This window comes from Chryseobacterium sp. MMS23-Vi53 (genome assembly GCF_047651245.1).
Taxonomy (GTDB): Bacteria; Bacteroidota; Bacteroidia; order Flavobacteriales; family Weeksellaceae; genus Chryseobacterium.
The window spans coordinates 3,712,103-3,736,581 of record NZ_CP180265.1 but is presented as its reverse complement, the minus strand read 5'-3'; the positions used below and the strand labels follow the sequence as shown (position 1 = coordinate 3,736,581).

At 35.8% G+C, this 24,479-nt stretch carries 27 protein-coding genes; 9 read left to right on the top strand and 18 right to left on the bottom strand.

What is annotated here, in order from left to right:
- Positions 1-55 precede the first annotated feature (55 nt).
- The 8 genes from ACKX2A_RS16810 to tssO all read right to left on the bottom strand — a co-directional run bounded on the left by ACKX2A_RS16810 (position 56) and on the right by tssO (position 8,532).
- A complete protein-coding gene (locus tag ACKX2A_RS16810) occupies positions 56-961 on the bottom strand; it encodes a hypothetical protein (protein ID WP_415326050.1) in 906 nt (301 codons plus the stop codon).
- 7 nt (positions 962-968) lie between these two features.
- Positions 969-1,448 (bottom strand): glycoside hydrolase family 108 protein, encoded by a 480-nt coding sequence (locus ACKX2A_RS16805; RefSeq protein WP_415326049.1) that lies wholly within the window; start codon positions 1,446-1,448, stop codon positions 969-971.
- A complete protein-coding gene (locus ACKX2A_RS16800) occupies positions 1,426-3,408 on the bottom strand; it encodes a hypothetical protein (RefSeq protein WP_415326047.1) in 1,983 nt (660 codons plus the stop codon). The genes ACKX2A_RS16805 and ACKX2A_RS16800 overlap by 23 nt, the downstream gene beginning before the upstream one ends.
- 24 nt (positions 3,409-3,432) lie before the next feature.
- Positions 3,433-3,936, bottom strand: a complete 504-nt coding sequence (locus ACKX2A_RS16795; RefSeq protein WP_415326045.1) for a DUF4280 domain-containing protein — start codon at positions 3,934-3,936, stop codon at positions 3,433-3,435.
- 94 nt (positions 3,937-4,030) lie between these two features.
- Positions 4,031-6,430 (bottom strand): type VI secretion system protein TssR domain-containing protein, encoded by a 2,400-nt coding sequence (gene tssR, locus ACKX2A_RS16790; protein WP_415326043.1) that lies wholly within the window; start codon positions 6,428-6,430, stop codon positions 4,031-4,033.
- Positions 6,431-6,484: 54 nt separating this feature from the next.
- Entirely contained in the window at positions 6,485-7,393 is a 909-nt protein-coding gene (locus ACKX2A_RS16785) for a PKD domain-containing protein (protein WP_415326041.1), read from the bottom strand.
- Between the two features lie 63 nt (positions 7,394-7,456).
- Positions 7,457-7,984 carry a type VI secretion system transmembrane protein TssO gene (locus ACKX2A_RS16780; protein ID WP_415326039.1) on the bottom strand — a complete coding sequence of 176 codons (528 nt, stop codon included), beginning with the start codon at positions 7,982-7,984 and terminating at the stop codon, positions 7,457-7,459.
- Positions 7,985-7,995: 11 nt separating this feature from the next.
- Positions 7,996-8,532 carry a type VI secretion system TssO gene (gene tssO / locus ACKX2A_RS16775; RefSeq protein WP_415326037.1) on the bottom strand — a complete coding sequence of 179 codons (537 nt, stop codon included), beginning with the start codon at positions 8,530-8,532 and terminating at the stop codon, positions 7,996-7,998.
- 176 nt (positions 8,533-8,708) lie between these two features.
- On the opposite strand from tssO, the gene ACKX2A_RS16770 reads away from it, so the two are divergent.
- The 5 genes from ACKX2A_RS16770 to ACKX2A_RS16750 all read left to right on the top strand — a co-directional run bounded on the left by ACKX2A_RS16770 (position 8,709) and on the right by ACKX2A_RS16750 (position 13,167).
- Positions 8,709-9,380 carry a LuxR C-terminal-related transcriptional regulator gene (locus tag ACKX2A_RS16770; RefSeq protein WP_415326035.1) on the top strand — a complete coding sequence of 224 codons (672 nt, stop codon included), beginning with the start codon at positions 8,709-8,711 and terminating at the stop codon, positions 9,378-9,380.
- A 139-nt stretch (positions 9,381-9,519) separates the two neighbouring features.
- Positions 9,520-9,810: an HU family DNA-binding protein gene (locus tag ACKX2A_RS16765; protein ID WP_027388329.1), complete on the top strand. Its 291-nt coding sequence runs from the start codon at positions 9,520-9,522 to the stop codon at positions 9,808-9,810.
- Between the two features lie 366 nt (positions 9,811-10,176).
- Positions 10,177-11,736 carry an Rne/Rng family ribonuclease gene (locus tag ACKX2A_RS16760; protein ID WP_415326033.1) on the top strand — a complete coding sequence of 520 codons (1,560 nt, stop codon included), beginning with the start codon at positions 10,177-10,179 and terminating at the stop codon, positions 11,734-11,736.
- An 88-nt stretch (positions 11,737-11,824) separates the two neighbouring features.
- The gene (locus tag ACKX2A_RS16755) at positions 11,825-12,292 is read left to right on the top strand and encodes an OsmC family protein (protein ID WP_415326032.1); all 468 of its coding nucleotides are present in this window, start codon (positions 11,825-11,827) and stop codon (positions 12,290-12,292) included.
- Between the two features lie 224 nt (positions 12,293-12,516).
- A complete protein-coding gene (locus ACKX2A_RS16750) occupies positions 12,517-13,167 on the top strand; it encodes a response regulator transcription factor (protein ID WP_415326030.1) in 651 nt (216 codons plus the stop codon).
- Between the two features lie 266 nt (positions 13,168-13,433).
- Here the strand turns inward: ACKX2A_RS16750 and ACKX2A_RS16745 are convergent, their stop codons facing one another.
- The 7 genes from ACKX2A_RS16745 to ACKX2A_RS16715 form a co-directional block, all read right to left on the bottom strand.
- Entirely contained in the window at positions 13,434-14,945 is a 1,512-nt protein-coding gene (locus ACKX2A_RS16745; RefSeq protein WP_415326028.1) for a carboxypeptidase-like regulatory domain-containing protein, read from the bottom strand.
- Positions 14,946-14,955: 10 nt separating this feature from the next.
- The gene (locus ACKX2A_RS16740; protein WP_415326026.1) at positions 14,956-16,320 is read right to left on the bottom strand and encodes a CsgG/HfaB family protein; all 1,365 of its coding nucleotides are present in this window, start codon (positions 16,318-16,320) and stop codon (positions 14,956-14,958) included.
- A gap of 31 nt (positions 16,321-16,351) precedes the next feature.
- Positions 16,352-16,762, bottom strand: a complete 411-nt coding sequence (locus ACKX2A_RS16735) for a curli production assembly/transport component CsgF (RefSeq protein WP_415326025.1) — start codon at positions 16,760-16,762, stop codon at positions 16,352-16,354.
- 11 nt (positions 16,763-16,773) lie between these two features.
- Positions 16,774-17,121, bottom strand: a complete 348-nt coding sequence (locus tag ACKX2A_RS16730; RefSeq protein ID WP_415326023.1) for a CsgE family curli-type amyloid fiber assembly protein — start codon at positions 17,119-17,121, stop codon at positions 16,774-16,776.
- On the bottom strand, positions 17,072-17,503 hold the full coding sequence (csgH, locus tag ACKX2A_RS16725; RefSeq protein WP_415326021.1) for a curli-like amyloid fiber formation chaperone CsgH: 432 nt from the start codon (positions 17,501-17,503) through the stop codon (positions 17,072-17,074). The genes ACKX2A_RS16730 and csgH overlap by 50 nt, the downstream gene beginning before the upstream one ends.
- Before the next feature lie 10 nt (positions 17,504-17,513).
- The gene (locus ACKX2A_RS16720; protein ID WP_415326019.1) at positions 17,514-17,912 is read right to left on the bottom strand and encodes a hypothetical protein; all 399 of its coding nucleotides are present in this window, start codon (positions 17,910-17,912) and stop codon (positions 17,514-17,516) included.
- 160 nt (positions 17,913-18,072) lie between these two features.
- Positions 18,073-18,891 (bottom strand): hypothetical protein, encoded by an 819-nt coding sequence (locus ACKX2A_RS16715; RefSeq protein WP_415326017.1) that lies wholly within the window; start codon positions 18,889-18,891, stop codon positions 18,073-18,075.
- Between the two features lie 345 nt (positions 18,892-19,236).
- Here ACKX2A_RS16715 and ACKX2A_RS16710 point away from each other — a divergent pair, with 345 nt between their 5' ends.
- From ACKX2A_RS16710 to ACKX2A_RS16695, 4 genes are read left to right on the top strand one after another with little or no spacing between them, the layout of a single operon-like run.
- On the top strand, positions 19,237-19,863 hold the full coding sequence (locus ACKX2A_RS16710; protein WP_415326015.1) for an NUDIX hydrolase: 627 nt from the start codon (positions 19,237-19,239) through the stop codon (positions 19,861-19,863).
- Between the two features lie 27 nt (positions 19,864-19,890).
- Positions 19,891-20,697: a lysophospholipid acyltransferase family protein gene (locus tag ACKX2A_RS16705; RefSeq protein ID WP_415326014.1), complete on the top strand. Its 807-nt coding sequence runs from the start codon at positions 19,891-19,893 to the stop codon at positions 20,695-20,697.
- Between the two features lie 13 nt (positions 20,698-20,710).
- A complete protein-coding gene (locus ACKX2A_RS16700; RefSeq protein ID WP_415326012.1) occupies positions 20,711-21,148 on the top strand; it encodes a hypothetical protein in 438 nt (145 codons plus the stop codon).
- A gap of 6 nt (positions 21,149-21,154) precedes the next feature.
- Positions 21,155-22,492: a UDP-N-acetylmuramate--L-alanine ligase gene (locus ACKX2A_RS16695; protein WP_415326010.1), complete on the top strand. Its 1,338-nt coding sequence runs from the start codon at positions 21,155-21,157 to the stop codon at positions 22,490-22,492.
- A gap of 46 nt (positions 22,493-22,538) precedes the next feature.
- On the opposite strand, the gene ACKX2A_RS16690 is transcribed toward ACKX2A_RS16695, so the two are convergent.
- The 3 genes from ACKX2A_RS16690 to ACKX2A_RS16680 all read right to left on the bottom strand — a co-directional run bounded on the left by ACKX2A_RS16690 (position 22,539) and on the right by ACKX2A_RS16680 (position 24,388).
- Positions 22,539-22,985: a lipocalin family protein gene (locus ACKX2A_RS16690; RefSeq protein ID WP_415326008.1), complete on the bottom strand. Its 447-nt coding sequence runs from the start codon at positions 22,983-22,985 to the stop codon at positions 22,539-22,541.
- An 87-nt stretch (positions 22,986-23,072) separates the two neighbouring features.
- Entirely contained in the window at positions 23,073-23,402 is a 330-nt protein-coding gene (locus tag ACKX2A_RS16685) for a RebB family R body protein (RefSeq protein ID WP_415326007.1), read from the bottom strand.
- Between the two features lie 110 nt (positions 23,403-23,512).
- Positions 23,513-24,388, bottom strand: coding sequence for an aldo/keto reductase (locus ACKX2A_RS16680; protein WP_415326006.1), 876 nt, complete (start codon positions 24,386-24,388; stop codon positions 23,513-23,515).
- Between the last annotated feature and the right edge of the window lie 91 nt (positions 24,389-24,479).

The window sequence follows — 24,479 nt, the reverse complement described above, 5'->3', positions numbered from 1 at the left end:
AGATTGCGCGATAATACACAACCTCTTTTTACAGTTTTAATTTAAAAAAACATTTTTATTTTTTATTAAATTGTCCCTGACTAAATGAATATCTTGCTATTAATTTTCTTTTACTCCCTGTATCATCAAAAATAGAAATATTAGTCTTTTCATCTATTGAGAATGTCTTTGTGGTTTCGCTATCTCCATTGCTATCGGCTATATTCATTCCGTTTACAATATTATTTCCTTTTGTAGACACAAGATAAACCAATTCACTGTCTCCACCGACATTTTTAATAAGATACACATCAAAATTATCTTTTGAAAAAATCTTTAGACTTCCGTCTGCTGTAAGATCAAACTTTTGAAGAAAAGCTTTTTGCAACCATTCTTCCGGCTGATCTGCAAATTTTTGTCTGCTTTCTAAATTTTTATAATCAATCGGTAGAAGATTTGCTGATTTATTACTAGAAACAGCTACAGAAGATTGAGAAACAGGAGAATTATCCTTCTTTACAAGCACACAATCATCAGGAGCGTAAAAAGTACCCTTTGGTGCACCAGTAACTTTCCACTGAATCTTATTGTCGTCAATTGAAGAGATTTCAAACTTACCTTTGTTACTTGCCGAACCAAAAAAGCTAAAGAATTCACCAACAACTTTACCATTCTGAATATTTCCGGTGACATTGTAATTTTCTCCATTTTCACAGTCAATTTTCCCACCATTATTGGCGATTGCACAATATTGCGCTTTGATATGATTTCCTTCCTGAACGATGGTAAGTGTAAATTGCTCCTCAGGAACATCGGCATTTCCGGCTTTTTTTTCAAAAATCCATTCCCCCGACCAATTGTCTTTTACTGTTTCATTTTTATTTTCTACGTGAGCTGTTAAAGCTACCTCTTTATCGGTTGCTTTGGCATTGTTTTCTTTGCAACTCAGAATCAGTAAAAAACTTAATATTAAAAATCTCATATATTTTTTAAGGTTTAAAATTTAGGCAATCATCTACTCTGTTCAGCCATCCTTTCAGGAATACATCCTGGCTGTTTTTCTTCCCGTTTGTAAAGGTAAGGTCTGTGTAATATTGTTTTCTTATTTCGGCTATTCTTGTTAATAATTTATCCTGATCATGAACATTGTTGATGGCTTCAATGGTTTTGGATCCAATTGTTCCGTCATCTTTAATATCCTGTTCAAATTCATTTTTCAATAGTCTCTGAACCTGTTTTCCTGCACCTCCTGACGTAATCGTCCAGTCATAAACCATTAATCCTACCCTTTCATCTTCAACTTTACAAAAACCTTTCGGTTCCCAGTATCTTTTTCTGTAAATAGTTGTTGCCTGCTCATCGGTAATTGTTTTTAAATTATCCAAGGTCGGCTCTACATTTACATCTTCTTTTGCATATTGTTTCCAAGTAGCAAATGTAATACCTTTATTGGTTGCCCCCCTTATCATCAGGATGATCTACAAATCCGCCTTCATGCTGAAGAATAATAGGTGCAACTTTTTTGAATTTAGTATCACAATCTCCGGCTGCAGAAGTCGTTGTTGCTTTTTGCTGAGATTCGAATTTTTTCATACAGTTGCATGTATTTACAAAACCTGATTCTAGAGCAAGCTGCAAAATTCCTTTGCCGTTTAATGTTGCTGAATTTTTACAAAAGTACTTATCATCCATGTATTTTTTGTCAAATTCTCTTACATCCATATGAATCCAACTGTAGGTATGATTGGAATCTATTAAGGTATTGTTAGAATTCAATCCGATGGGTTCTAAACTGAAATTATTTTTTTCTGTCCAGCTAGTCTTTGCATTAAGATATTTATAAAAAAAATCTTCTCTAATTTTCGTAAGTTCAGCGATATTTTTATACAATTGACCTCTGATTTGCCAAGTGCCTTTATCAAACTGAATATCAATAGCTTTTCCTTGATGGTTTGTTGTTTTAAAATTTTTAAATCTACATCTGTAACCGGAACTTATTTTTCCAAAACTATATGTTTTTTGTTTGCTTAAATAAAACAAAAGCGCTTTTAATCCGAATAAAAGAGACCTGTGAATTCCAGGAAACTCATATTTATTCGATTTTTCAGGTTCGGTATTTTCACCCGTTTTATCGCCAAAACTTCCGCATTTGTTGAGTTCTTTTACTCCTCTTAGTTTGCTTGTAACCTCTTTTCCTTTTGTAGTACAAGAACATCCAAGTTGCTTCCAGACAGTTGCTGAAATATCAAAATTTATAGAAAATTCGTCGATGGCTCTTAAAACATTTCCGCAAATTTTACCGGTTTCAGGGACTTTCATGTAATCTTTCTGAAACTGCTTAATCATTTTTTCGGTTTTGTCTGTAAATTCGTCCGTAGGAATATTCCCTCCAAATCCGGCTAATCGGATGTTAATTTCACGGATTAATTCATTTTTATCGCCCTTTTTAATACAGAATTTCTCACCACAATCTGTAATTTTAAGATCCTGATCTTTTACCTGACTCGTCGTCTTCCCATCCGGTTTCTGCACCGTTGGTTTTTTCTCAGGTTTCACAGTGCCTTTAGATTCTCCCCAATCCCAAAGTTCATTCCACCATTCACTTACCGAATCCATGATTCCTTTTTCCTCTTTTTGGGATGCAGGTTTGGATGCAGCAGGCGAACCTTGTGCTTTCGGTGGACTTTTCGCAGGTTGAGTGGGTGCTTTGGGAGCAGTGCTTTTAGGAGGAGCTACAGGCTCTTTATATTCAGGATTTTTTAACTCGAAATTATCTGTAGCATGTTTTTTATTTTTGTAATATTCTACGGTTACATAAAATTCCAACTCTTTAGGATCTTTTTCGCCCTGCGAAGCTTTTTGCATTAAAGCTTTCGTTAAAACAAATTCAGCAATAGCATTTCCTGTTTTATCAACAACCGCTTGTTTACTGTCTATAAATTTATTTTTAGCATTATGACCATCCCCTTTTTCATCATCTTCCCAAAGTGTAAAAACCAGTTTCTCACCTGAAAGATTCACACATTGTGCATTGGCGACCAACTTTTCATTATAACTAAAAACCGTTCCTGAAGAATCATCTACATACTTTAATTCCACTTTATTGATTTTCGGAACTTCGGCTAATTGAGGTGTAATATCAATCGTTGTTGCACCATCTCCCTCTGGTTCATGAAGATAGGCTTCCAATCGATACGTATTTTTTGCTGCCACTTCACCAAACGTAAAGCTTCCGTCCCCTGTTTTCCTGATATTGGTTGTCGTAAAACTTCCGTTGGGTCTTTTTTTAAATAATTCCCAGGTTACCAAAGCCGGATTTTGATCTTCTTTTGGGGTCCCAGGATACCATTCGGTAATGGTGTACAAGGTTTTCTCCCCAACTTTTGGTGATGGATTTCCTGATATTTTTGAAACTCCTTTTTTTGACATTGAAAAGTGTGTTTTTTAATTAAATTAATAAGCGTCTAATTCACTTTCCAGAACAGTTTCCTTGAAATCCTGCATTTTCACCAGCGGATTGATGTGCTGCACTGTTTTGTTGTCTGCATTTTTCACGTTCTGTTTGCTCATTTGCCCACGCTGTCCGTGATCGTTGATGGTAATTTTCCCTCCAATGGTGCATTGCAGTTCCGAAAGTTCAGTCACAATTTTTTTACCCATGATTTTTACTTTATCATACGTTTTCTGCCATTTACCGGCAGGTGCGTAAGAACACGGCAGATAACCGCCTGAACTAGGCTTTAATTTGCATTTTCCGAAGCTCGGTCCGGCAGGATTGAACTGAAGATCATCTTCTGTAACACCTAAAAAGTCGGCATTTCCATCATAGTCATTCCAAAAATGCTTCTGATGAGAAGTTACTTTATATTGAGGAAACTGATCACCCTGATTACACTGGGCTTTACCTTTTTGTACGACAAAATATTTGCCGTCATGAGGGGATGATTGCTGTGACATAATTCTGTGATTTGGGTAACATCAAAGATAAAAAATTTACATTAAAAAATAAAAAAAGCAGAAATAAATTTCCGCTTTTTAATATTATAAGTTATTAATGTTTAGTATATTCCGGTTCTTCGGTTGGCAACATGGTTGGCATAAAGTATTCATTCAGCCAATAAAATGTCTGTCCGTTTTGCTGGATTTTTACGGCAGGATTGTTTCTATGGGATAACATTCTGTCTGCTAAATCTTTGTAATGACGGAAATACGTTCTTACCGTTTCGTTGGTTACGATTTTAGATTTTTTCCAGCCTCTGAGCATGTATTTCGACATGATTTCCTCTTCAGAATTATCAAAACCGGTACTTATACCCACTGCGTAAGACATCGGCTGTTTGTAAAGATCACCTTTATCTAAAAATTTAATGGTAGGATTATATTTTTTCAGCAATCTGATGTATTCATTGATCGCTCTCGACTGACTGAAATCCGATCTTTCCGCTCCTGTATTTTTATAAACTTCGGTGTAGAAAAGTTTTAAATTATCAAATTCTGCTTCGGAAATCAGGATTCCTTTTTCCAATCCGGGTTTGTAATCTTTCAGCTCTTTCGGAATGTAACCTTTTACTAAAAACGGATTTCCATAATTAATCAGCTGTGCTGCAATTCCCGCAGGAACAGGGTTGGTAAGTCCAGGATACAGATATTTATATTTAACATCAACATCCGTTCTTCCCGCTCCTACCGACGAATGGAAATAATCGTTTAAAGATTTATCCAAAGTAGAATTATCCAGAGTAACCTGAGAAATCAGGCTGTCCACCGACTTTTTAAGATAACCCGGCGTTGCGATATCCCCTTTTTTCGGGAAAATAACAAAGCCTTGAGACATACTTTGTTTCGGATAATCTAATGAGAAGAAACCTGCATCGCCTTCAACTAAATTGAAATTATTTTTAGTTAAAACATCATTTTGATTAATGATTTTCTGTTTCTTTAATTCAGCAATATTTTTTGCAGTATTAGTTACCACGTTTTCTGCCATCAAAACAAAATCATTGTAAGTATCTGCAGATCTTGCACTTGTCTGGAACATAATCAATCTTGCCTGAGCTTGCGTTAAAGAATTGATTACGCCGTACATATTTCCGCTTTGGTTGGCAGAAGTTCCGACTGTTACCACAATATTCGTTTCATCAGGAACGTTGGACAGAAGATTTCCGGCCGCCATCAAACCTTCATTTACAGGCTGGTTTCCGCTGTTGCTTGGACAATTCATCTCATTTGTTTTCTGATCGATAAATGTTGTGATTTTGCTGTAATCCGTGCTTAAATTAGAAACAGCAACATTGTCTCCACAAGAATTATTTTTATATAAAACAACTCCATATTTCACCTGATTGAAATAAGAAGGTTTTTCGAATCTAAGCTGTAAATCCTGCAATAAAGACTTTACAATGGGTGCATAAGGAGCATTCGGTGCACTGATGTCTAATGCAAAAACAATGTTGATTCTCTTATTTCTTTCTGTAATTTCTCTATAACGATCAAAATAAACCTGCTCTCCCAAAACATTGAAAACGTAATTTTTACTGTAGTCTAAAACATTTGTAAAATATTTCGTTTTCGAATCCGGTGTGGGAGCTTCATTTAAAGCTAAATTAACGGGATAGATATTTTCAAGAGGCGTTCTTTTATTAACATCAGTTAAAAGAACTGCCGTTCTGTTTTCCGTTTCATTTCCTCCCGGAGAACCTTCATGTAAGCCAAGAGCGGTTTCTGTAACACCTGTTGTATTTTTCATTTTGACTGCAGAACGTTCTCCCCAAGCTGAAATTACATTAGAGCTTACCCAACCATACAAACTTGTGCTGATGCTGTCTATATCGACCGTTGGCTTCTTCCCGACCAAAAATCTTTTGTTATTTTCTGCCTGTTTGTAAACGTAAACAACCTGTCCGTTCGGGATTTTTACGTTGGCCTGCTCAATAAGACTCGGTGAATTGAACACCATGATCGAATCGTTTTTATAGTATCTTTCAGAGCTTCGGATTACTTCGCTGTTGCTCGGTAAAACAGCGACTCTCACAGGAAAACCTGTTTTTTCGCTTTTTAAAGAGTTGGTCCATAGAAGAAGATCGGATTCGGGGATCCATCCGTAGGTTTTGATCTGTTTAGACGAAACTTTTTTCATCAAAGCATCAGGAATATATTCTGCTACTTTTACCATTCCATCGCGGTTTTTAAGTACCATTAAAGGTTCTAAAAACTTAACTTCTTTATATGACTTTTCATCACTTTTATCTAAATAAGCCGTGTTTCGGGATCTGTCGGAAATCGCAATCCATGGAACCGATTTTTTAGGAAAACCATTTACAACAGGTGAATTATCGACCTGTCCGTATTGTGACGGCTCCGGAGTTCTTTTTGACGGCAGTTTTACTTGACAGCTTGTCAACAACACCGAAACTCCAATATAATATGCTGCTAGAGGAAGTTTATTTTTCATCCTGATTTATTTAATGATTGGGTGCGTTCAAAAAAATTCTGAACGGGAAATAAATTATTTACTTTGGTTGATATCCACTTTGGTTACACAGTTTTGTGCATCATCGAAGTTCACTTTTACAGTCTGGATCACATTATTTTTATCAAACTGAAGACCTGCGCAATACATGTAGAAATTATTGACTTTGCTGTCGTTTACTTTCACCACTGTATTTTCGTTGTTACACAGATAAGTTCTCAACAAATAGTTGTAATGTGTATTGAAGCTGTTTCCATTGGCGATCTGCTGAAGGTGATATTTAAAATCGTTATCAATTTTAGCATATGCATCTTCTACGCTTACCTCCTCTTCCAAAGCGTCGTAAGCAGGAAGAATTTTAATCTGATGAAGGATTGGCTCTTCGCTTTCATCTGTGTAAAGTGTCACGATGTAGTCTCCCGGTTTTTTGTAGGAATAAATCGCCAGCTTGTCTTTAGAATCGATATTTCCGGTCTCTCCGAATTTCCATGTGAACTGTTTTGCATCAGAAACAGCACGGAACTGTACATTTTCAAACTGCATTGCCTGAGTTTGAGCGTCGATCAAAGTTTTAGATTTTGTAGAATCTTTCGGCTTCGGCATGCTTCTCGCGGAAACCATTACCGGAAAAGATTTGGAATATTTGTTATCAATAATCAATGTTACCTGATAATATCCCGGTCTATTGTAAAAGTGAATCCCACGAGGTTTGTCCGAGGTTTGCCCGTCTCCAAAATTCCATCTTCTGGTTTTTGCGAACTGAGTCATGTCCTCAAACAAAAGCGTATCTCCAACGGCAATGGAAGAAGGATTTACCACCCCGACAATATCGTCTGCGGAATGTATCACCTTCTTCTGCAACCACAATGCAACCAACGCAGCGATCAGCAGAGTCGCAATAACACCAATAATAATGTTCTTTTTGTTTTTTTGAAAGTAATTCATAGTTAATGATTGTGTGATGTGTTTTATTTTGTGAATAAGTGTCCTTAGTGTAAAATTTTAAGCTTACTGATTTCTGGCTTTCAGGGCTGTTTCTCTTTGGAAGAGCTGACTTTTCTTTTCTTTAAAGCCGATTGAGCATTCCTCAAACTGTTTTTCGAAACCTTTGATATTTTCAGTTTTGCTTGAAATAATTTTTTTATCGTTAAAATACATTTTATAAAATTTTGCGATCTGCGGATAGGCATCTTTTCGGATATCCATGATGTTGTCTCCATTTTGGAAATAATTGGCTACATCGTTGATTCCATACATGATGTTGTTTTCCACAAAAGGCTGCGGAGACTCATCAGTCAATCGATTAATCATTGAGAATGTACTGTCGAGAGTTTTATAAGAATACCGCTGCTTCTGGTCGAATTTCGATTTTTCTTCCAAATTCTGAACAGAAATAATGTCTTCGTCGGAAAACGGCGATTCGAATCCTTTAAGAAAAATAATTCCTAAAAAAATAAGCGCTGCAAAAAGCATCAGAATTAAATATACAAACTGGTACTGCTTTTCTTTTTTTGATAGTGTGATTTGTCCCTGCATAGTATTCGTTTTTATCTTCTTCGTCTGCTTCCCGTGAATTTTCTTGTAGGATCGGTACGCAACTCATCGTTTACAATTCCCACTTTTCCCCTGCACTCGCTAAGGTCTCTTAAAGCCGCCTGTTCTTTGTAGGAAATCTTAACAATATCGTTCTTTAAAGCCAGCATTGGCTCGATCTGCTTCATTAAAACCGAATAATGCTTAAAATTATCCGCACTGTCTTTTCCCATAATATTTTTGGCATCTCGTACGTTATCCATAATATAATTCCTCAGGAAAATATCATTATCCACCTTGTTGATATCAAGCTGGTCCATACGGTACAGAATGCTGTCGACATGAGTTCTGAGCAGATCGCTGCGGGTAAGAAGTTCGCGGTAATCGTCTGCCTGCTTTTTGATACCTTCGCGCTGCATGTCGTAACTTTTGAAAAAGAAAAAGACACAGATGAAGGATACACCTGATAAAACGATGAATGATAGAACAAATTTCCAAATGCCTATCCTGACGTCTGACTTGTTTAATTTTTTCTCCCTGTTCGAAGACATAGTTTGTGATTTGTTTGGCCTGTGAAATTATAAAAAAATAATCTATTCACAAAATTTAACTTTTTCAGTTAAAAAATACGCTGCTCTTAATTAAATTAAGATTAATTTTCATATTCATTAGATTTTCCTAATTTAGCCCAATAATTTTAATTATCATTCACCAAATCGATATTAAAGTGAGTAAATTATTAACTAATACTGTGAGATTTTCTATAGCCGACAGTGATTTTTATTTTAAAACAATAATGATCAGAACGCTTACAGAAAACCCGTTTTACATGCTTCTCAACGACTGCAACAACGGCCACGAGCTTATCAGCAGAAATTACAGGAGGCAGGAAGACGTGTTTATTATAGAACTTTTCATGCCGGTTCTGAGTGGACTTGAAGCCATAAAATATATAAGAAAAAGCAATTCTGAGACGCCGATCATTACCTATTCCGGGACTTACCAGGAAGATATGGCGGAAATTCTTTCAAAAATTCCCAATATATATTACTGTCAGAAAAAAAGCAATGTCATTAAAGATATTATTAAAGGAAAAATAGCTTCCGATACATTCGATTACGAAGCCTATTCCAAAGAATGGGAACAGCAGCCTTTGGCCGTTCAGGAATACATGGAAAGACAGAAAAAAAGCCAGGAAGAACTTTCCCCTACCGAAATCCAGCTTATGAAATTCTGCTACGAAGGCTTTAGCAATAAGGAAATTGGAGAAAAACTAAACCTCAGTACAAGAACGATCGATACGTACATCAACCGCCTTACAGAAAAGCTCGGGCTAAAGACAAAACTGCACCTGATTCGCTTCTGCGTGGAGAATGGCTATTACAATTCCAGCATGTAATAGTGACTTAATATTACATTTACACAGAATAAACATTCAATTTTCAACCTCTTATAAAAAAATATTTTGCCACTAATTTGCTAATATTCAATTTTTTTAACTAAATTTGCACACCTAAAATTTAAAATTAAAAAAGGAAATGACAAAGGCAGAATTGGTAAACACCATCTCAAATAAGTTGGGAACAGAAAAGAATGAAACACAGAAAGTTGTAGAGGCATTTATGCAAGAAATCAGGACTTCTATGTATAATGGTGACAATGTTTATCTAAGAGGTTTCGGTTCTTTTATCATCAAGACTAGAGCAGCTAAAACGGGAAGAAACATCTCTAAGAACACTGCTATTGAAATCCCTGCTCATAACATTCCTGCTTTCAAACCATCAAAATCTTTTGTTGAGAAAGTAAAAACGAAAGTTACAGTAAAATAAGAAAAATTAACTGAATATTAACTAGTTACTAAAAAATTATAATTATGCCAAGCGGAAAGAAAAGAAAAAGACACAAGGTTGCGACTCACAAAAGAAAGAAAAGAAGAAGAGCAAACAGACATAAGAAAAAATAATCTCTTTTTTCGAGATTTATAATATATAATATAGTTGGTGATTTTATTTTGTAAAGGTTCACCGACTATATTTTGTTTTGCAACTATAGGATTTCGCAGTGAAACAGGCTGTTATATATTTTTCAGGAAAATTACTGTTCTTTCGATAGTAATTATTATCTTAAGGAATTATTAATTTGATGAAAAATATGCCTATTTCCCAAAATCTTAACAATTTTTATCTTACAACAAAATGAAGAAAGAACTAATAGTTTCGCATGAAGATGATCTTACAAAGATTGCACTGCTGGAAGACGGAAGACTATGTGAACTTCATGAGCAAGAGGACAAAAGCGATTTTATAGTTGGAGACCTGTTTGTAGGAAAAGTAAAAAAGCTGGCGCCCAACCTTAATGCAGCATTCGTAAATATCGGTTATGATAAGGATGCTTTTCTGCATTATCAGGATTTGGGACCGCAATATCTCACGTACAGAAAATTTCTGAGAGATACGATTTCTAAAAAACAGAGCACTTCAAGTTTAAAAAATTTCGAGATACAACCCGAAATAGATAAAAACGGAACTGTAGACAAGGTAATTGCGAAAGATGACCTTGTTTTATTACAAATTACCAAAGAACCCATTTCTACAAAAGGACCGAGAATTTCTACTCAGATTTCTTTAACAGGACGTTTTTTGGTACTCATTCCTTTCGACAACAAAGTTTCTGTTTCCAAAAAAGTGAAAAGCTTTGAGGAAAAAGAAAGATTACGAACTTTGATCGAGAGCATCAAACCTGAAGGTTTCGGAGTAATCATCAGAACCGTAGCCGAAGGAAAAAAAGTAGCCGACCTGCACAATGACATGAATCAGCTGATTCAGAAATGGGAAACTACTTTTAAAAATATACAGAAAAATAAAGTTCCGTCCAGAGTCTTAAGCGAAGATGATAAGGCTTCAGCTATTTTAAGGGATAATTTCAACCAGGATTTTGTAAGCATCACCTGTGATGACGAGCAAATGGTGGATGAAATGAAAAACTACCTCGAAGTAATCGCTCCGGAGAGAAAAAATATCGTTCATTTTTACGATTCTCATATTCCACTTCTGGAATATTATAATGTTGAAAAACAGCTCAAGCAGAGTTTTGGAAAACACGTCAACATTCCAAGCTCGAAGGGTGCTTATCTGGTAATAGAACACACCGAAGCACTACACGTAGTCGACGTAAACTCCGGGAATAATATTACAACCGGAACTGCCGTAAATAAAGAACACGCTCTGAAAGTGAACAAAATGGCAGCTACAGAAATTGCAAGGCAATTGCGTCTCCGAGATATGGGAGGAATCATCGTGATCGATTTTATCGACATGCCAAACCCAGATCACAGAAGAGACCTGTATGAACATCTAAAGGAAGAAATGAAACGTGACAAAGCACGTCACAAGATCCTTCCACCAAGTAAATTCGGTCTGATCCAGATTACGCGACAAAGAAACCGTCCGGAAAAACAGATCGATACCAAAGAAGAAAACCCAAACAAAGACGGAGAAATCGTAGCACCGATCGTCATTGTAGAAAGAATGGGCGAAACCCTGAGAACCATCATGCAAAAGGAAAAAGGGAAACTTTACCTGCATGTACATCCATTTGTGGAAGCTTACCTTACCAAAGGTTTCAACAGCATCCAGATGAAATGGTTCGTGAAATACAAAAAATGGGTAAACGTAATTCCAAGGGATTCTTTTAAATATTTAGAATACAGAATCTACAATTCGAAAAAAGAAGAATTGATCGGATATTCTAATTAATACAAAATTTTAAACCTCTAGTTTTTCTGGAGGTTTTTTTGTTTATTTTTATAAACAAGCATACAAAATCTTTCAAGTAAATAAAAAAATGAAAAACCACCACTACAAAATCACCATCCAATGGAGTGGCAACAAAGGAACAGGAACCAGCAACTACCGCGATTACGAAAGAAGCCACACCATTTCTGTAGAAAATAAGCCAACGATTGAGGGTTCATCCGATCCTTCTTTTCGAGGAGATAAAACAAAGTATAATCCGGAAGAAATGTTTTTGTCATCACTTTCTTCGTGTCATATGTTGTGGTATTTGCATTTTTGCTCGGAAGCTGGTATTATTGTTACAGATTATATTGATGAAGCAACCGGAACCATGGCAGAAACAGCCAATGGAAGCGGTCATTTTACAGAAGTGACTTTATATCCTACTGTAATCGTTTCAAACGAATCAATGGTAGAAAAAGCAAAAGAACTTCATCATAAAGCCAACGAATTTTGTTTCATTGCCAACTCGGTCAACTTTAAAGTGAAACATATCCCAACTGTGTTAGTTAAATAAATTCAATATCGTTTCCACACACCTCAACGTACCATTACTATTGAGTTTAATCAACAATAACTCTAAAATTTACAATTAAAACTCCACATAAAGAGAATTATTTATCAAATAATCATTAAAAATTCAATTATTTTAAATATTTATTTATAAAAAAATGCATTTTTTTGATAATTTGATGCAAAATGTAAAGTTTTTTTTATATTTTTATATAAATAAAACTAATCATGATGAAGCCGAGATTAACCATCTTTGATGAACCGCTACTGTACACAGAAGGTTTGTCAAGACTCCTTGACCAGAGCCAAATTTTCAACAGCATCGAAATCTGCAACTGCCCTGAAGCACTTGCACTTCTCCTAAAAGATGATCCTCCGGAATTCCTCATGATAAGCTCCAATATGCTAATTCTTACAGATCTTTACCGATCCATAGAAAATATTACTTCAGACAATAAAGCTATTAAAATCATCATCATCGGAAACGATTATGATGTAATAGACATCAGAAAACTTTTCAACAAAGGCATTAAAAGCTATCTCGATAAAAACAGCCGCTATGATGAATTCATGAAATCCATTCAGGCGCTCCTGCTCAACGAAATTTATATCTGCGATTACGCAAAAGACAGAATGATTAATTTCATCAGCAGCGAACAGGATCATCATAAAATCCACATCAAAGATCCCCTGACTAAACGTGAGGTCGAAATCCTAAAACTTATCTGCGACGGACTTAGTAGCAAGGACATTTCAGAAAAACTTTTCATCAGCATCAATACGGTAGAAACCCACCGCAAGAGAATTCTATTGAAACTAAATGTAAAAAACTCCGTGGGAGTCGTAAAATACGCAATCGAAAATCATATCATTGACTGATATTAACCAACCTTAATTAACCCGAAAATTCCAAACCCGTAAAGAGTTTGGAATTTTTAATAATAATACCATGAAAAAAAATATTTTAAAGTGAATTATTAAATGTAAATGGTGAAGTTTGCTTCGTAAGTCAATCGTGATTTTTTTAAATTGAATATTCTCTATTCAAAAATTGATAAATTAAAGTTGACTTTTAAAATTGACCATTCACAATTAACATTAAATAATTCACTTGCAAAGCAAAATTCACATTTAACAATCCAATCCTATTCATAGTCCGGCATTTCCCCATTACTGAAGAGAACAGCTCTAGTGAGATCCGTCATAGAGCTGTTCAGATCAATAACCATAACATTCTTCTGAGAGATGTTATCATTTGAGGTATTCATAAAGATTACCTGTGCATTATTAGGAGAAAACCTAGGATCTAAATCATTGGTTCCGAGTGGCTTTTCGCTTTCCACCGAAATATCATATGCCGCGTCGTTTGTTAAATTATAAACAAAAATATGCGTATCAAGCTGTCGGTAATTTCCCGAACTATCCTGATAACCGGACATATCACGACTGTACACCAACATTTGCCCATCAACCGAGAAGTTGAGTCCGCCACTCGCTCCGGAAGTTCCGGTGAGAACGGTTTTCAAAACATTTCCCATCATATCAATGATGTATATTTTTGTATTATAACCGTTATAATCATTAGTCTTTAGAGCAATTTTACTTCCATCGTAGCTCCAGTCGCACTCGGAAATCATGCTTCCGTCGGGCGTTGTGTAGACCAAAGTCAAACCGCTTCCATCTTTATTGATTTTATATAATTTATTAAAATTCGGATACAGAAGTTCCTGTCCGTTTGTGCTCCACGCAAAATCGAGTTCATCATTTCTGAAACCTGCAACAGGAACAGTAGTGACTTTAAACGGGTTCGAACCATCAGGATTTGCTGTATAAATATGATTGCTTCCGCCTTCTGTTCTTAAAAATGCCACTAAGCCCGAATTATTATTTTTTCTCGGTCTCCAACTATTGAATGAAGGATTGGTAAACTGAAAATTCGTTCCTGTCGCATCACTTGAAATGATGACTAAATTTCCACTTTGCTTTTGAACATAATGATATCGATTGGTCGGAACCGTATTCGTTGTAAACTTACTGATCGGACTTAAAACCGCAGGATGAATTCCATCCGAAACAGAAACCTGCCAGAAATAACTTACTCCATAATTCAGATTGTTTAATGTATAATGTGTTGCAGTAAGATCATTTACCTGAATAACATTTGTATTTACATTATTTTTTATGGTTAAATTATATTTTAAAACATCCGTTGTATCGGGATCTGTCGAGCTCCATGTTAATTCAACACTTAAAGGCTGATTGACCGCGTTGTCGACCGGACTTATTAAAACCGGAGCAGTTGGCGGAGAATTGAGCGAAGTATCATCATCCATTTCAAAAACCATCGTTACTGCCTGATTTTGAGTTTGAATATTAATTGCCTGATAATTGGTGACATATCCCGACAATTCCGCTTTTACAGAATAATTTCCGATCGGCATATTTGGAATTTCAAAAGAACCGTCTGTTCCGCTAAAAACCGTTTGTGTCGTTGGTGCCGTGAAAATCTTCACATTGGCGATGGGTTGGTTTGTTCCTCTTTTCACTACTTTTCCTTTTAAATTTCCTGTCTGAGCCTGATCTACGAGTTCTTCGTTGCAGGAAAATAAGCAGAAAATAAGGATGAATATGCTGAGTATTTTGATTAAAGTTTTCATAATTCATGTTTTATTTGTTTCCGATGTAAAAATTGAGTCCCAACGCAAATCGCAATGCCTGATCTTTTCGTTTTCCGTTAACCAGCCCCTCCCAATCGTCTTTAAAACCAAGATCATACTGAGAAGAAGCTCTCACTGCAATATTTTTAGCAAAAACATATTCTAGGCCGCCGCCAACCTGTCCTTTATATTTTGGCTTAATGCTCGAATACATTGCTCCTGCTCCACCGTAGAGATATGGACTGAATCTGTATTTCGGGAAAAGAATGTATTCAATATTCACTTCAGGAACGAAGAAAGTGCGCTTCACAATGTTTTCATTCTCCATTGTGAAAATATTTGAATTGAATTCAAAATTAATACTTGGCGTAACGAAATATTTAAAACCAAGTTTTCCGCCAATATTCATTTTTGGATTTACATAATCATCTTTTATTTTCTGTGCTTCCACATTTCCGAAGATGGCAAAATTCTGTCTGTAAATTCCGGGAAATTTGTTTCCGATAACGCGGTCTTTATTTTCGATCTGCTCTCTGTCGTATTCATCTACTACCGCTTGATAATTGGCAGGATTATCAACAGATTTACCCCAAATCTTATCTTTAATTCCTTCAACAATTAATGCTTTTACAGCTTTTTCGATAGCTTCGGTCACTGCCAATTGTACGGGTTCGTTTTGGGTAACTCCAACCTCAGCTTCCAACAATCGTTCTGTATCGATATATCTGAAAAAACTTCCGTTGATGCTTGTTGAAAGTATTGTTTTGGAGGTGTAAACTGTTTTTAAAATTTCACCATTCAGCGTAGAAACCGCACGAAGATAAATGGTGATCCTGTCTTGTCTGTATTGGGTGGAAGCCCCGATTCCGAAATATCTGGCTCCCAATCCACCAGTCATGATGTTGCTGTCGTAGGAAATAACTCCTCCTTCCAACAAAATTCCGGCGTATAAAAGAGGTGGCAAAGCTTGGGCGTTTTTATCAACATCTTTGGCGTATTCCTGTCTTGTAGAACGGATAATCTGTCTTTCGTTCAAAAGATTTGCGATGTTTTCTCTTTCGATGGGTATAAACCATCTACTATCTTCCAAAGCTTTGATTAAAATAGTTGTTGTTCCCTGCGGAACGGCAGTACTCCAGTTGTTACCGTTTTCGGATGGCTTATACTGTCCTGTCTGATCCCGGAATTTGTAAACTCCGATCACAATTTTTTCCTTTGGTAAAGGCATATTTTTCAACTCTGTAGTGTAGGTTGTGTTTTCGCCCAGTGTGGATCTCTCTGGATTTGAAGGCAACCCTAGCAAAGAACTGCAAGCCTGTAGAATACACAGCAAAGCAGAACAGAAAAAAATTCTGGTGTAGGTGTAAGCTCTCATGGTTGTTGGTTATTGATTAATTAAGTATATACTATTTTGGAATGATCACCTCAGACTGATCTCCATTGCTGGTATCCAAAATATTGATCAGAAGTCCCTGTGCGGTAGACGTAATCTGGAGATAGAGTGAACCGAAAAGATAATTTCCGGGTTTTATATCTCCTTCACCGAACTGGTCTTCGAATAATTTTCTTGAAAGTTCACTTAAAACCTGACGGTTAAGGCTTTGACTGAAGCTATCGAGAGAATTTAAATTGTCAAGCAAATTGCTGACACTGTTTTTGTCATCAAACTGATTTTGTGCGTTTGCCGAACTCAGAAGCCATTGATAATTGAAGGTATCGCCTCCGAATGCGGGATTGATGGGTTTATAGACGAATTGTTGAGAGTACCCGAGAAATATCCCGGAGATGAAACTCAACATGATTAAAAAAGTTTTCATGGCTGGCGTTTTTAGTAGATAAATTCATTTTTAATTAAGTTTTTTCTGGCATTAAATTCTTTAATCGTTTTTAAAGTGGCAGCAAGCTGTTCCTTTAAATAATCTTCACCCGGATTCGTCATGAAGCTGTATATCACTTTGTCATCCATTTCAATACTGATCTGCCCGCTTGTTCCGCGAAGAGGAAGTTCCGTGATGGTAACGGCAGAAGCACTTTTGTCCGGAATCTGACTGTATTGAATGTAAAAAAGATCATAAAAGTCTTTTCCGACCTTGCTCTTTGTTTCATCAATCGTTAGTCCTTTAATTTCAGAGAAAACCTCTTCTTCGATTTTGGCTACTTTTTTTAAAAAGATCATTATTGAGCTCGACACTGTCTTTGGCAATCAGCTTTTGGGTTTCTTCATCTTTTACATAAAGAAAGGCCTTTAAAGCATCCTTTTTTTCAAGGTTTACATTGATCTCGGATAAAACCTTTACTTCATTAGGATTAAGAGAAAATTTACCGCTTTGCTGATTGTTGGAAAAGTTTCCAGCACTTCCTTTTTTGATGGAAACCAGAAGATAATTGAGTTCTTTGTATATCGATGTGGTGTTGGTGACTACGGCCTTTAGTTTTATCTGTCCTTCTACGGTGCTACTCTCTATCTTTGCAGAAACTTTTCTATCCTCTTGTCCGTATGAGAAAACAGACAAGAAGATAAAAAAAGTACACAAAATCAAGGAGTATGATTTGTCCATTGTTTATAGTTTAATAGTTTCTTACGAAGATTGTTTTGTTGTCGCCTTTCACATGGATCTGCATTCCGTCGGAAATGCTGTTGCTTCCGGTAACGTCTATGATATTATTATTTCCCTGTGCGGAAATTGTTGCTTTTGTTTCTTTATCTGTAAAAGAATTTACATAAAAGAGGGCATTATAATCTCCCAATTGTCTTACCGAAATATCCGTCCTGGAATTAATGGAAAGCTCTGCATGGTTATTGCTTCCTATCTGAACAACATTTGAAAAAGAGTTCGCAAGGTCAGGATTTTGTGAAGCAACAACAGAAAGGATCGTATTGCTGTTGATCTTGTCCCAATCTATCTGTTGTGCATTTACAGATACGAAAAAGAAAAGTGTAAAAACACTCCATCCCAGATTAAACATGGTTATTAATTTTTATTTAAAGTTAAATGATTCAAAGATTGAAGAAAACACGCGAAATGGGTAGAGAAGAAAAATCACGGTTTCCCGTTATAGCTAAAATCGTATTAAAGCAAAAAGGGAGAAACCTCAGTCTCTCCCCAACTTCAGATTACAGAAGTTACTAATTTGATTGATTAACCATTAAAGAATTATTATTTCCGGTTTGAACACCCATATGGATATGTCCGTCACCAGTCTGATTTATTACAGCTATATTTCCATTTCCGGTTTGAGCATCGATAGCCGTGTTGCCATCACCTAATTGAAGTTGAACCAATAAGTTATCGTTACCAAGCTGAGTTCCCATAGCCATGTTGTCATTTCCAACCTGAAGCGCAGCAGCGATGTTGTCGTCACCTATCTGCCAGTTGGTTGCACTATTGTCGTTTCCTTGTTGATATTGTACTAAAAGGTTACCATCACCAACCTGAACTCCGGTAGCATCATTTCTTCTACCAATCTGGAATTGTGCAGCAACGTTTTCGTCTCCCCATTGGAAAGAAGATGCGTCGTTTCTTCTACCATCCTGATACTGAACAGCTATATTTTCGCTGCCCCATTGTGTTGAAGATACTTCATTACGTCTTCCTATCTGAGTTTGTTCAGTTGAGTTAAGAATACCTATTTGCCAGGTTTCAGAAGAGTTTCTGTTTCCTTGTTGGCTTGTTACGTTTGAGTTTGCGATACCTGTTTGATCTACATCGATAGAGTTTCTTTTTCCGATGCTTTCTGCATCATTGCTGTTAAGAGCTCCTACCTGATCTACATCTGCAGTATTTCTGTTACCATCCTGAACTAAAGTATTCATATTTAAGAATCCTGTTTGGTCAACAGTAGCAGTGTTCATGTTTCCAGTTTGAGTAGTCATGTCGATATTCATTTGAGCATATCCGAAACTCATGGCCATTAGTGTACATACACCTGTAATAAAGTTTTTCATTTTAGTAAAAATTAATTGGTTAATAGTGATGACAAAGGTAGATTCTAAACCAACTGCGCGAACCACAAGAAAGGTGTAAATTTCTAAAATCACCAATTACGGTTCTTATTGTCACGGTTTCTGATGTTTTGTGGTATCACGGGTTTTAATTAGGGGAAAATACGGGGGATGTTGTTTAATAGTTGTGGTCTGTTGATTGTTAAAAAAAGATTTAAATAAAAAAATATCAGACAAATAAGAACCTTCCAACTAATAACTAACAGACAACCAATAACTATCAACAAATTTCATTTATTAACACTCTCCCCTCTTCCATCCTTCAAAAGAAATTCTTAAATTTGAGATATGAGTTTTGGAAAAGATTTATTACGAAAAATAAAAACGGCTGAACTGCCTGGAATAAATGCTCACGGAGTTTTTTCACCTCCCTCACGTCCAGTTTTTACATATGAAGAAGTTTTGGAGAAAAATCCGAAATTTGCAGCAGTAAACATCGTTTTGTATCTGAAAAATGATGAGTGGCATTTCCCTTTAATTCAAAGAACAATCAACGAGCACGACAGACACAGCGGACAGATTTCTCTTCCGGGAGGAAAGCGCGAAGAAATGGATAAAGATTTTGCCGAAACAGCTGTACGTGAGACTTCTGAGGAAATTGGAATCGAAAAACATTACGTAAGAATCATCCGAGAAATGTCTCCGATTTACATTCCACCAAGCAATTTTTACGTCTATCCCTATATATCTTATACAAAGAAGAATCCGGAATTTATTTTACAGCAAAGTGAAGCGGTGGAAGTTATCGAATTTCCGATCACCTGCTTCCTGAATCTTCCCGATCAGCCGGAAATCATGGCTTTGCCAAGCGCAGGCGGAAATGAAGTTCCTGTCATTAATTTCAACGGATATATCATCTGGGGAGCTACAGCAATGATTTTAAGTGAATTCAGTCAGTTATTGAAAAAAATGTAACTTTGCACTACCGTGTTTAATTGAGAGATGGCGAAGAAAAACATTTTCACCGATGCATTCGGAACTCCTTATTTTTTAAAAAGGTTAATTATTTTTATTTTAGGTATTGTTTCCTACAGAAGATTCAATGGCTTTAATAAACTGAAAATTACCGGTACCGAACACCTTGTGGATCTTCCTGATTCCAACGTCTTGTTTGTGTCCAACCATCAGACTTATTTTGCGGATGTTGCAGCAATGTATCACGCATTCTGCTCTGTAAACAATGGTTATTTAAATACAATTAAAAACCCAATTTATCTATTAAATCCCAAAATCGATTTTTACTACGTAGCTGCTGAAGAAACCATGAATAAAGGGATTCTTCCTAAAATTTTTAAAATTGCAGGTGCAGTTACCGTAAAAAGAACATGGAGAGCTGAAGGCAAAAATGTCAACAGAATGGTAGATCTTACCGAGGTAGATAATATTATGAAAGCCCTAGACAACGGCTGGGTAGCGACTTTCCCTCAAGGTACTACTTCGGCTTTTGCGCAAGGAAGAAGAGGAACGGCTAAGCTTGTAAAAAATCAACGTCCGATCGTGATTCCTATTAAAATTAATGGTTTCCGAAGAGCGTTTGATAAAAAAGGTCTCCGCGTAAAGGTTACAGGCGTAAAACCTACGATGGAGTTCAAAGCACCATTGGACATTGATTATGACAATGAAAAAGCACCTGAAATCTTACATAAAATAATGACTGCCATTGAGCAGACTGAAGATTTCAACCTACTACACAGTTATGATGAAGAACTTAAAGCTAAAAAATTAGAACAAAAGGACTCAGATAATTAAAGTAGAAAAAATTATGAACAGAATAATAGGGATCTTATTCGCCATCATAGTATTAGTATCATGTAACAGCCAGAAAGTGTATTCGGATTTCGATATCAGTTACTCTAAAAGTGGAGGATTTGCTCCCATTTATGAAAACTTACTGATAAAAGGAAATACTGCACATTATTCTTTCGAAGGCCAAGGGAAAAAATATAAGCAGGAATTTAAAGTTTCTGATGAAGATTTAAAAAAGATCGATCATACCCTTTCTCAGAACAATTTCAGAAGAATACAGGAAGATCATCAGAAAATTTATGATAATATTGCTACTTCAATTAATATCAAAAAAGGTCCAAATGAAGGGAGCAAAACAGATGCGAGTTCAATCATGCCAAATTTTAAAACGAACTGGACAAACATCACAAATACCTTTCAGGAGATCATTAATAATAATGTAAAAAAACAGTAAATAAAGTTGAAAACCCATTTCATCGCTATTGGCGGAAGCGCCATGCACAATCTTGCAATTGCATTAAAAGACAAAGGATATCAGGTTACAGGTTCGGATGATGCTATTTTCGAGCCGTCTAAATCTAGGTTGGAAAAGAAAGGAATTTTACCCGAGGAAATGGGTTGGTTCCCGGAAAAAATTACTTCCGATATTGATGCCGTAATTCTTGGAATGCATGCTCATCAGGACAATCCTGAATTGGCGAAAGCAAAAGAATTGGGTTTAAAAATTTATTCATATCCTGAATTTCTTTACGAACAATCGAAAAATAAAACCAGAGTTGTGATCGCCGGCTCACATGGGAAAACGACCATTACTTCGATGATTCTTCATGTTTTGAATTTCCATCAAAAAGATGTGGATTTCATGGTGGGAGCTCAATTGGAAGGTTTTGATTGTATGGTTAAATTGACTCAGGACAATGATTTCATGGTTTTGGAAGGTGATGAATATCTTTCCTCTCCTATCGATCTTCGTTCTAAATTTTTGTTATATCAACCGAATATCGCTTTGATGAGTGGAATTGCTTGGGATCATATCAATGTTTTTAAAACGTTTGATGATTATGTTGAGCAATTCAGAAGATTTGTTGCAAGCATTACGCCGGGTGGAATTTTGGTTTATAATGAAGAAGATGCGGAAGTCGTAAAAGTTGTGGAAGGTGCTGAAAACTATTTCAGAAAAATTCCTTATAAAACTCCTGAATACGAAATCGTTAATGGACAGGTTCATTTAAAAACTGAAATGGGAGAAGTTCCACTTTCCGTTTTTGGCGCTCATAATTTACTGAATCTGGAAGGAGCGAGACATATTTGCCACACTTTGGGAATTATGGATGAAGATTTCTATGAAGCAATTATGAGTTTCAAAGGAGCTTCAAAACGATTGGAGAAGGTAGAAAGAGAAGATAAAGGAATACTTTACAAAGATTTTGCACACGCTCCAAGTAAGGTGAAAGCTGCCGTAAAAGCCTTTAACGAACAATTTAAAAAAGATAAAAAATACGGTTTCCTGGAATTGCACACTTATTCTAGCTTGAATCCTGTGTTTTTAGAACAATACGACCACGCGATGGATGGATTGGATGAAGCGATTGTTTTCTATTCTGAAGATGCTTTAAAGATCAAAAGAATGGAACCAATTTCTCCAGAATTCATTAAAGAAAAATTCAAAAATGAAAATCTAAGAGTTTTCACAAACGCTGAAGAACTTCACGCTTACTGGGATTTGTTAGACAAAACACAAGGTGTTTTTCTAATGATGAGCTCTGGAAATTTTGGTGGATTAGATTTAACAAAATAATTTATTATAAAGCAAAACTCCTTTCAAATCGAAAGGAGTTTTTTATTTAATTGATTCTTTTATAAAAACGTCTGAGTATATCTTTGATACCGTCACCATCAAAATCTTGAGTTCTGTCTTCCATTACCATATCGCTTAAAGTAAGCTTAGTGACGAAATACGGATAATTTTCTTCACCTTCATACCAAAATTTACCATTTCCTTTATTAAACATATATTTTCTTGCTACGGCATCTGTCTTCACGCAGGTATTATTGCTTTGCGCAAAAGTAATCGACATTACATGAGACGGAGTAAATTCATAGGTGCTCATTTTCTCGCAGTCTGTTGAATACAAAGTCTGGATCTGCGGATTTAATGATTTATATATTTCACTTTTCTCAATATACCATTTTCCGACGATTGCAGGTTTGTCTCCTGAATTTTGAACCTCATCATCACTGCTACAAGAAATGATCGATAATAAAATAACCGAAAGAAATATTTTTCCCATAATTAATTTAAACTGTTGTAAAATCAGCAAAAATAATCAATTAAATGAGATCATTTCTTTTTCAATGGTAAGTTTATTCATGCAAAACTACTCTTTTTTATCATTATTTTTGGAAGATGATTCCGCATTTCGACCATTGGGATTCATCATTTGCGCTATAGAAACTGCATCTGCAACCGTATCCAAACTATAAATTTGCATTACTCCCTGCGTTGTTGCAGCTTGCCCTAAAATATTCTGCTGATTTTGATTATTTACAGCATTTTCAAACATAATTCCTGTGGAATGTGCTGCTGTTTGGTATACATTACCTAGAGCAATTGCCGGAGCTTCACCTACAACTTTCACGTTGGATTGAGTTACAGCATCTGTAATTTGTTCATTTACTGATGTTGATTTTTTGTCTTTGTTTTCCATGGTTTAACATTTTTAAATTTGATGATTAAAGTTAAGCTTTATTTTACATTAATGCCACAAAAAAAGAAGCAATAATTCATTGCTTCTTAATCATTTATATATTGAAAAAATTAAATATCCGCTACAGCGTTCAGCATTTTCTGTTCCCAGGCAGGATCTTTCGGATCGAAAAACAATCTTTTTCCTGTATCTAAAGAACGGACAATATTCATTTCATCTTCCGATAATTCAAAATCGAAAACGTTGAAATTTTCTTCAATTCTTGAAGGAGTTACAGACTTTGGAATCACACAGAAACCTTCCTGTAAATGCCATCTTAAGATAACCTGAGCAACAGTTTTACTATATTTTAAAGCAATATTTTTCAATTCTGAATTATCTAGCAAACCTGCATTTCCGTTTCCAAGCGGACTCCAAGGCTGAGTAATGATATTATTTTCTCTATCGTAAACCTGAAGTTCTTTTTGCTGGAAAATAGGATGCAGTTCAATTTGATTAATAACAGGAAGAACCGTTGAATTTGCTTTCAATTCCTCCATTTTTTCAATCGTAAAATTACAAACACCAATTGCTTTGATTTTTCCTTCATTGTACAATTCTTCCAACGCCTTCCAAGCTCCTACAAAATCATTATAAGGCCAGTGAATCAAATACATATCCAAATAATCCAACTGCAATCTGTCTAAAGTTCTCTGGAAAGCACCTTTCGCCTTGTCATAAGTAGTATCCTGAACCCAAAGTTTGGAAGTTACAAACAAATCTTCTCTGTTTATTCCACTATTTTTGATGGCATTTCCAACAGCCGTTTCATTTTGATAAATAGAAGCTGTGTCGATCATTCTGTAACCTGTTTCAATAGCTTTAATTACAGCATTTTCGCATTCTTGCATATCTTCCATCTGCCAAACTCCGAAACCTAAAGCCGGAATATCAACTCCGTTATTTAATGTGATCACAGGCTGTCCCGGATATGTTTTTTGTTGCATAATATGTAGTTTAATTTTTATTAAGGTTAAAACAAATTTCCGATAAAATTTTGGAATTTGAGCTTACCATTTTTACTTGGATTTGAATTTT

What these genes read in the sequence shown, in the direction of transcription:
- ACKX2A_RS16810 (WP_415326050.1), bottom strand. Translation starts at nt 961, where the DNA reads ATGAGATTTTTAATATTAAGTTTTTTACTGATTCTGAGTTGCAAAGAA.
- ACKX2A_RS16805 (WP_415326049.1), bottom strand. Translation starts at nt 1,448, where the DNA reads ATGATAAGGGGGGCAACCAATAAAGGTATTACATTTGCTACTTGGAAA.
- ACKX2A_RS16800 (WP_415326047.1), bottom strand. Translation starts at nt 3,408, where the DNA reads ATGTCAAAAAAAGGAGTTTCAAAAATATCAGGAAATCCATCACCAAAA.
- ACKX2A_RS16795 (WP_415326045.1), bottom strand. Translation starts at nt 3,936, where the DNA reads ATGTCACAGCAATCATCCCCTCATGACGGCAAATATTTTGTCGTACAA.
- tssR (WP_415326043.1), bottom strand. Translation starts at nt 6,430, where the DNA reads ATGAAAAATAAACTTCCTCTAGCAGCATATTATATTGGAGTTTCGGTG.
- ACKX2A_RS16785 (WP_415326041.1), bottom strand. Translation starts at nt 7,393, where the DNA reads ATGAATTACTTTCAAAAAAACAAAAAGAACATTATTATTGGTGTTATT.
- ACKX2A_RS16780 (WP_415326039.1), bottom strand. Translation starts at nt 7,984, where the DNA reads ATGCAGGGACAAATCACACTATCAAAAAAAGAAAAGCAGTACCAGTTT.
- tssO (WP_415326037.1), bottom strand. Translation starts at nt 8,532, where the DNA reads ATGTCTTCGAACAGGGAGAAAAAATTAAACAAGTCAGACGTCAGGATA.
- ACKX2A_RS16765 (WP_027388329.1), top strand. Translation starts at nt 9,520, where the DNA reads ATGACAAAGGCAGAATTGGTAAACACCATCTCAAATAAGTTGGGAACA.
- ACKX2A_RS16760 (WP_415326033.1), top strand. Translation starts at nt 10,177, where the DNA reads ATGAAGAAAGAACTAATAGTTTCGCATGAAGATGATCTTACAAAGATT.
- ACKX2A_RS16755 (WP_415326032.1), top strand. Translation starts at nt 11,825, where the DNA reads ATGAAAAACCACCACTACAAAATCACCATCCAATGGAGTGGCAACAAA.
- ACKX2A_RS16750 (WP_415326030.1), top strand. Translation starts at nt 12,517, where the DNA reads ATGATGAAGCCGAGATTAACCATCTTTGATGAACCGCTACTGTACACA.
- ACKX2A_RS16745 (WP_415326028.1), bottom strand. Translation starts at nt 14,945, where the DNA reads ATGAAAACTTTAATCAAAATACTCAGCATATTCATCCTTATTTTCTGC.
- ACKX2A_RS16740 (WP_415326026.1), bottom strand. Translation starts at nt 16,320, where the DNA reads ATGAGAGCTTACACCTACACCAGAATTTTTTTCTGTTCTGCTTTGCTG.
- ACKX2A_RS16735 (WP_415326025.1), bottom strand. Translation starts at nt 16,762, where the DNA reads ATGAAAACTTTTTTAATCATGTTGAGTTTCATCTCCGGGATATTTCTC.
- ACKX2A_RS16730 (WP_415326023.1), bottom strand. Translation starts at nt 17,121, where the DNA reads ATGATCTTTTTAAAAAAAGTAGCCAAAATCGAAGAAGAGGTTTTCTCT.
- csgH (WP_415326021.1), bottom strand. Translation starts at nt 17,503, where the DNA reads ATGGACAAATCATACTCCTTGATTTTGTGTACTTTTTTTATCTTCTTG.
- ACKX2A_RS16720 (WP_415326019.1), bottom strand. Translation starts at nt 17,912, where the DNA reads ATGTTTAATCTGGGATGGAGTGTTTTTACACTTTTCTTTTTCGTATCT.
- ACKX2A_RS16715 (WP_415326017.1), bottom strand. Translation starts at nt 18,891, where the DNA reads ATGAAAAACTTTATTACAGGTGTATGTACACTAATGGCCATGAGTTTC.
- ACKX2A_RS16710 (WP_415326015.1), top strand. Translation starts at nt 19,237, where the DNA reads ATGAGTTTTGGAAAAGATTTATTACGAAAAATAAAAACGGCTGAACTG.
- ACKX2A_RS16705 (WP_415326014.1), top strand. Translation starts at nt 19,891, where the DNA reads ATGGCGAAGAAAAACATTTTCACCGATGCATTCGGAACTCCTTATTTT.
- ACKX2A_RS16700 (WP_415326012.1), top strand. Translation starts at nt 20,711, where the DNA reads ATGAACAGAATAATAGGGATCTTATTCGCCATCATAGTATTAGTATCA.
- ACKX2A_RS16690 (WP_415326008.1), bottom strand. Translation starts at nt 22,985, where the DNA reads ATGGGAAAAATATTTCTTTCGGTTATTTTATTATCGATCATTTCTTGT.
- ACKX2A_RS16685 (WP_415326007.1), bottom strand. Translation starts at nt 23,402, where the DNA reads ATGGAAAACAAAGACAAAAAATCAACATCAGTAAATGAACAAATTACA.
- ACKX2A_RS16680 (WP_415326006.1), bottom strand. Translation starts at nt 24,388, where the DNA reads ATGCAACAAAAAACATATCCGGGACAGCCTGTGATCACATTAAATAAC.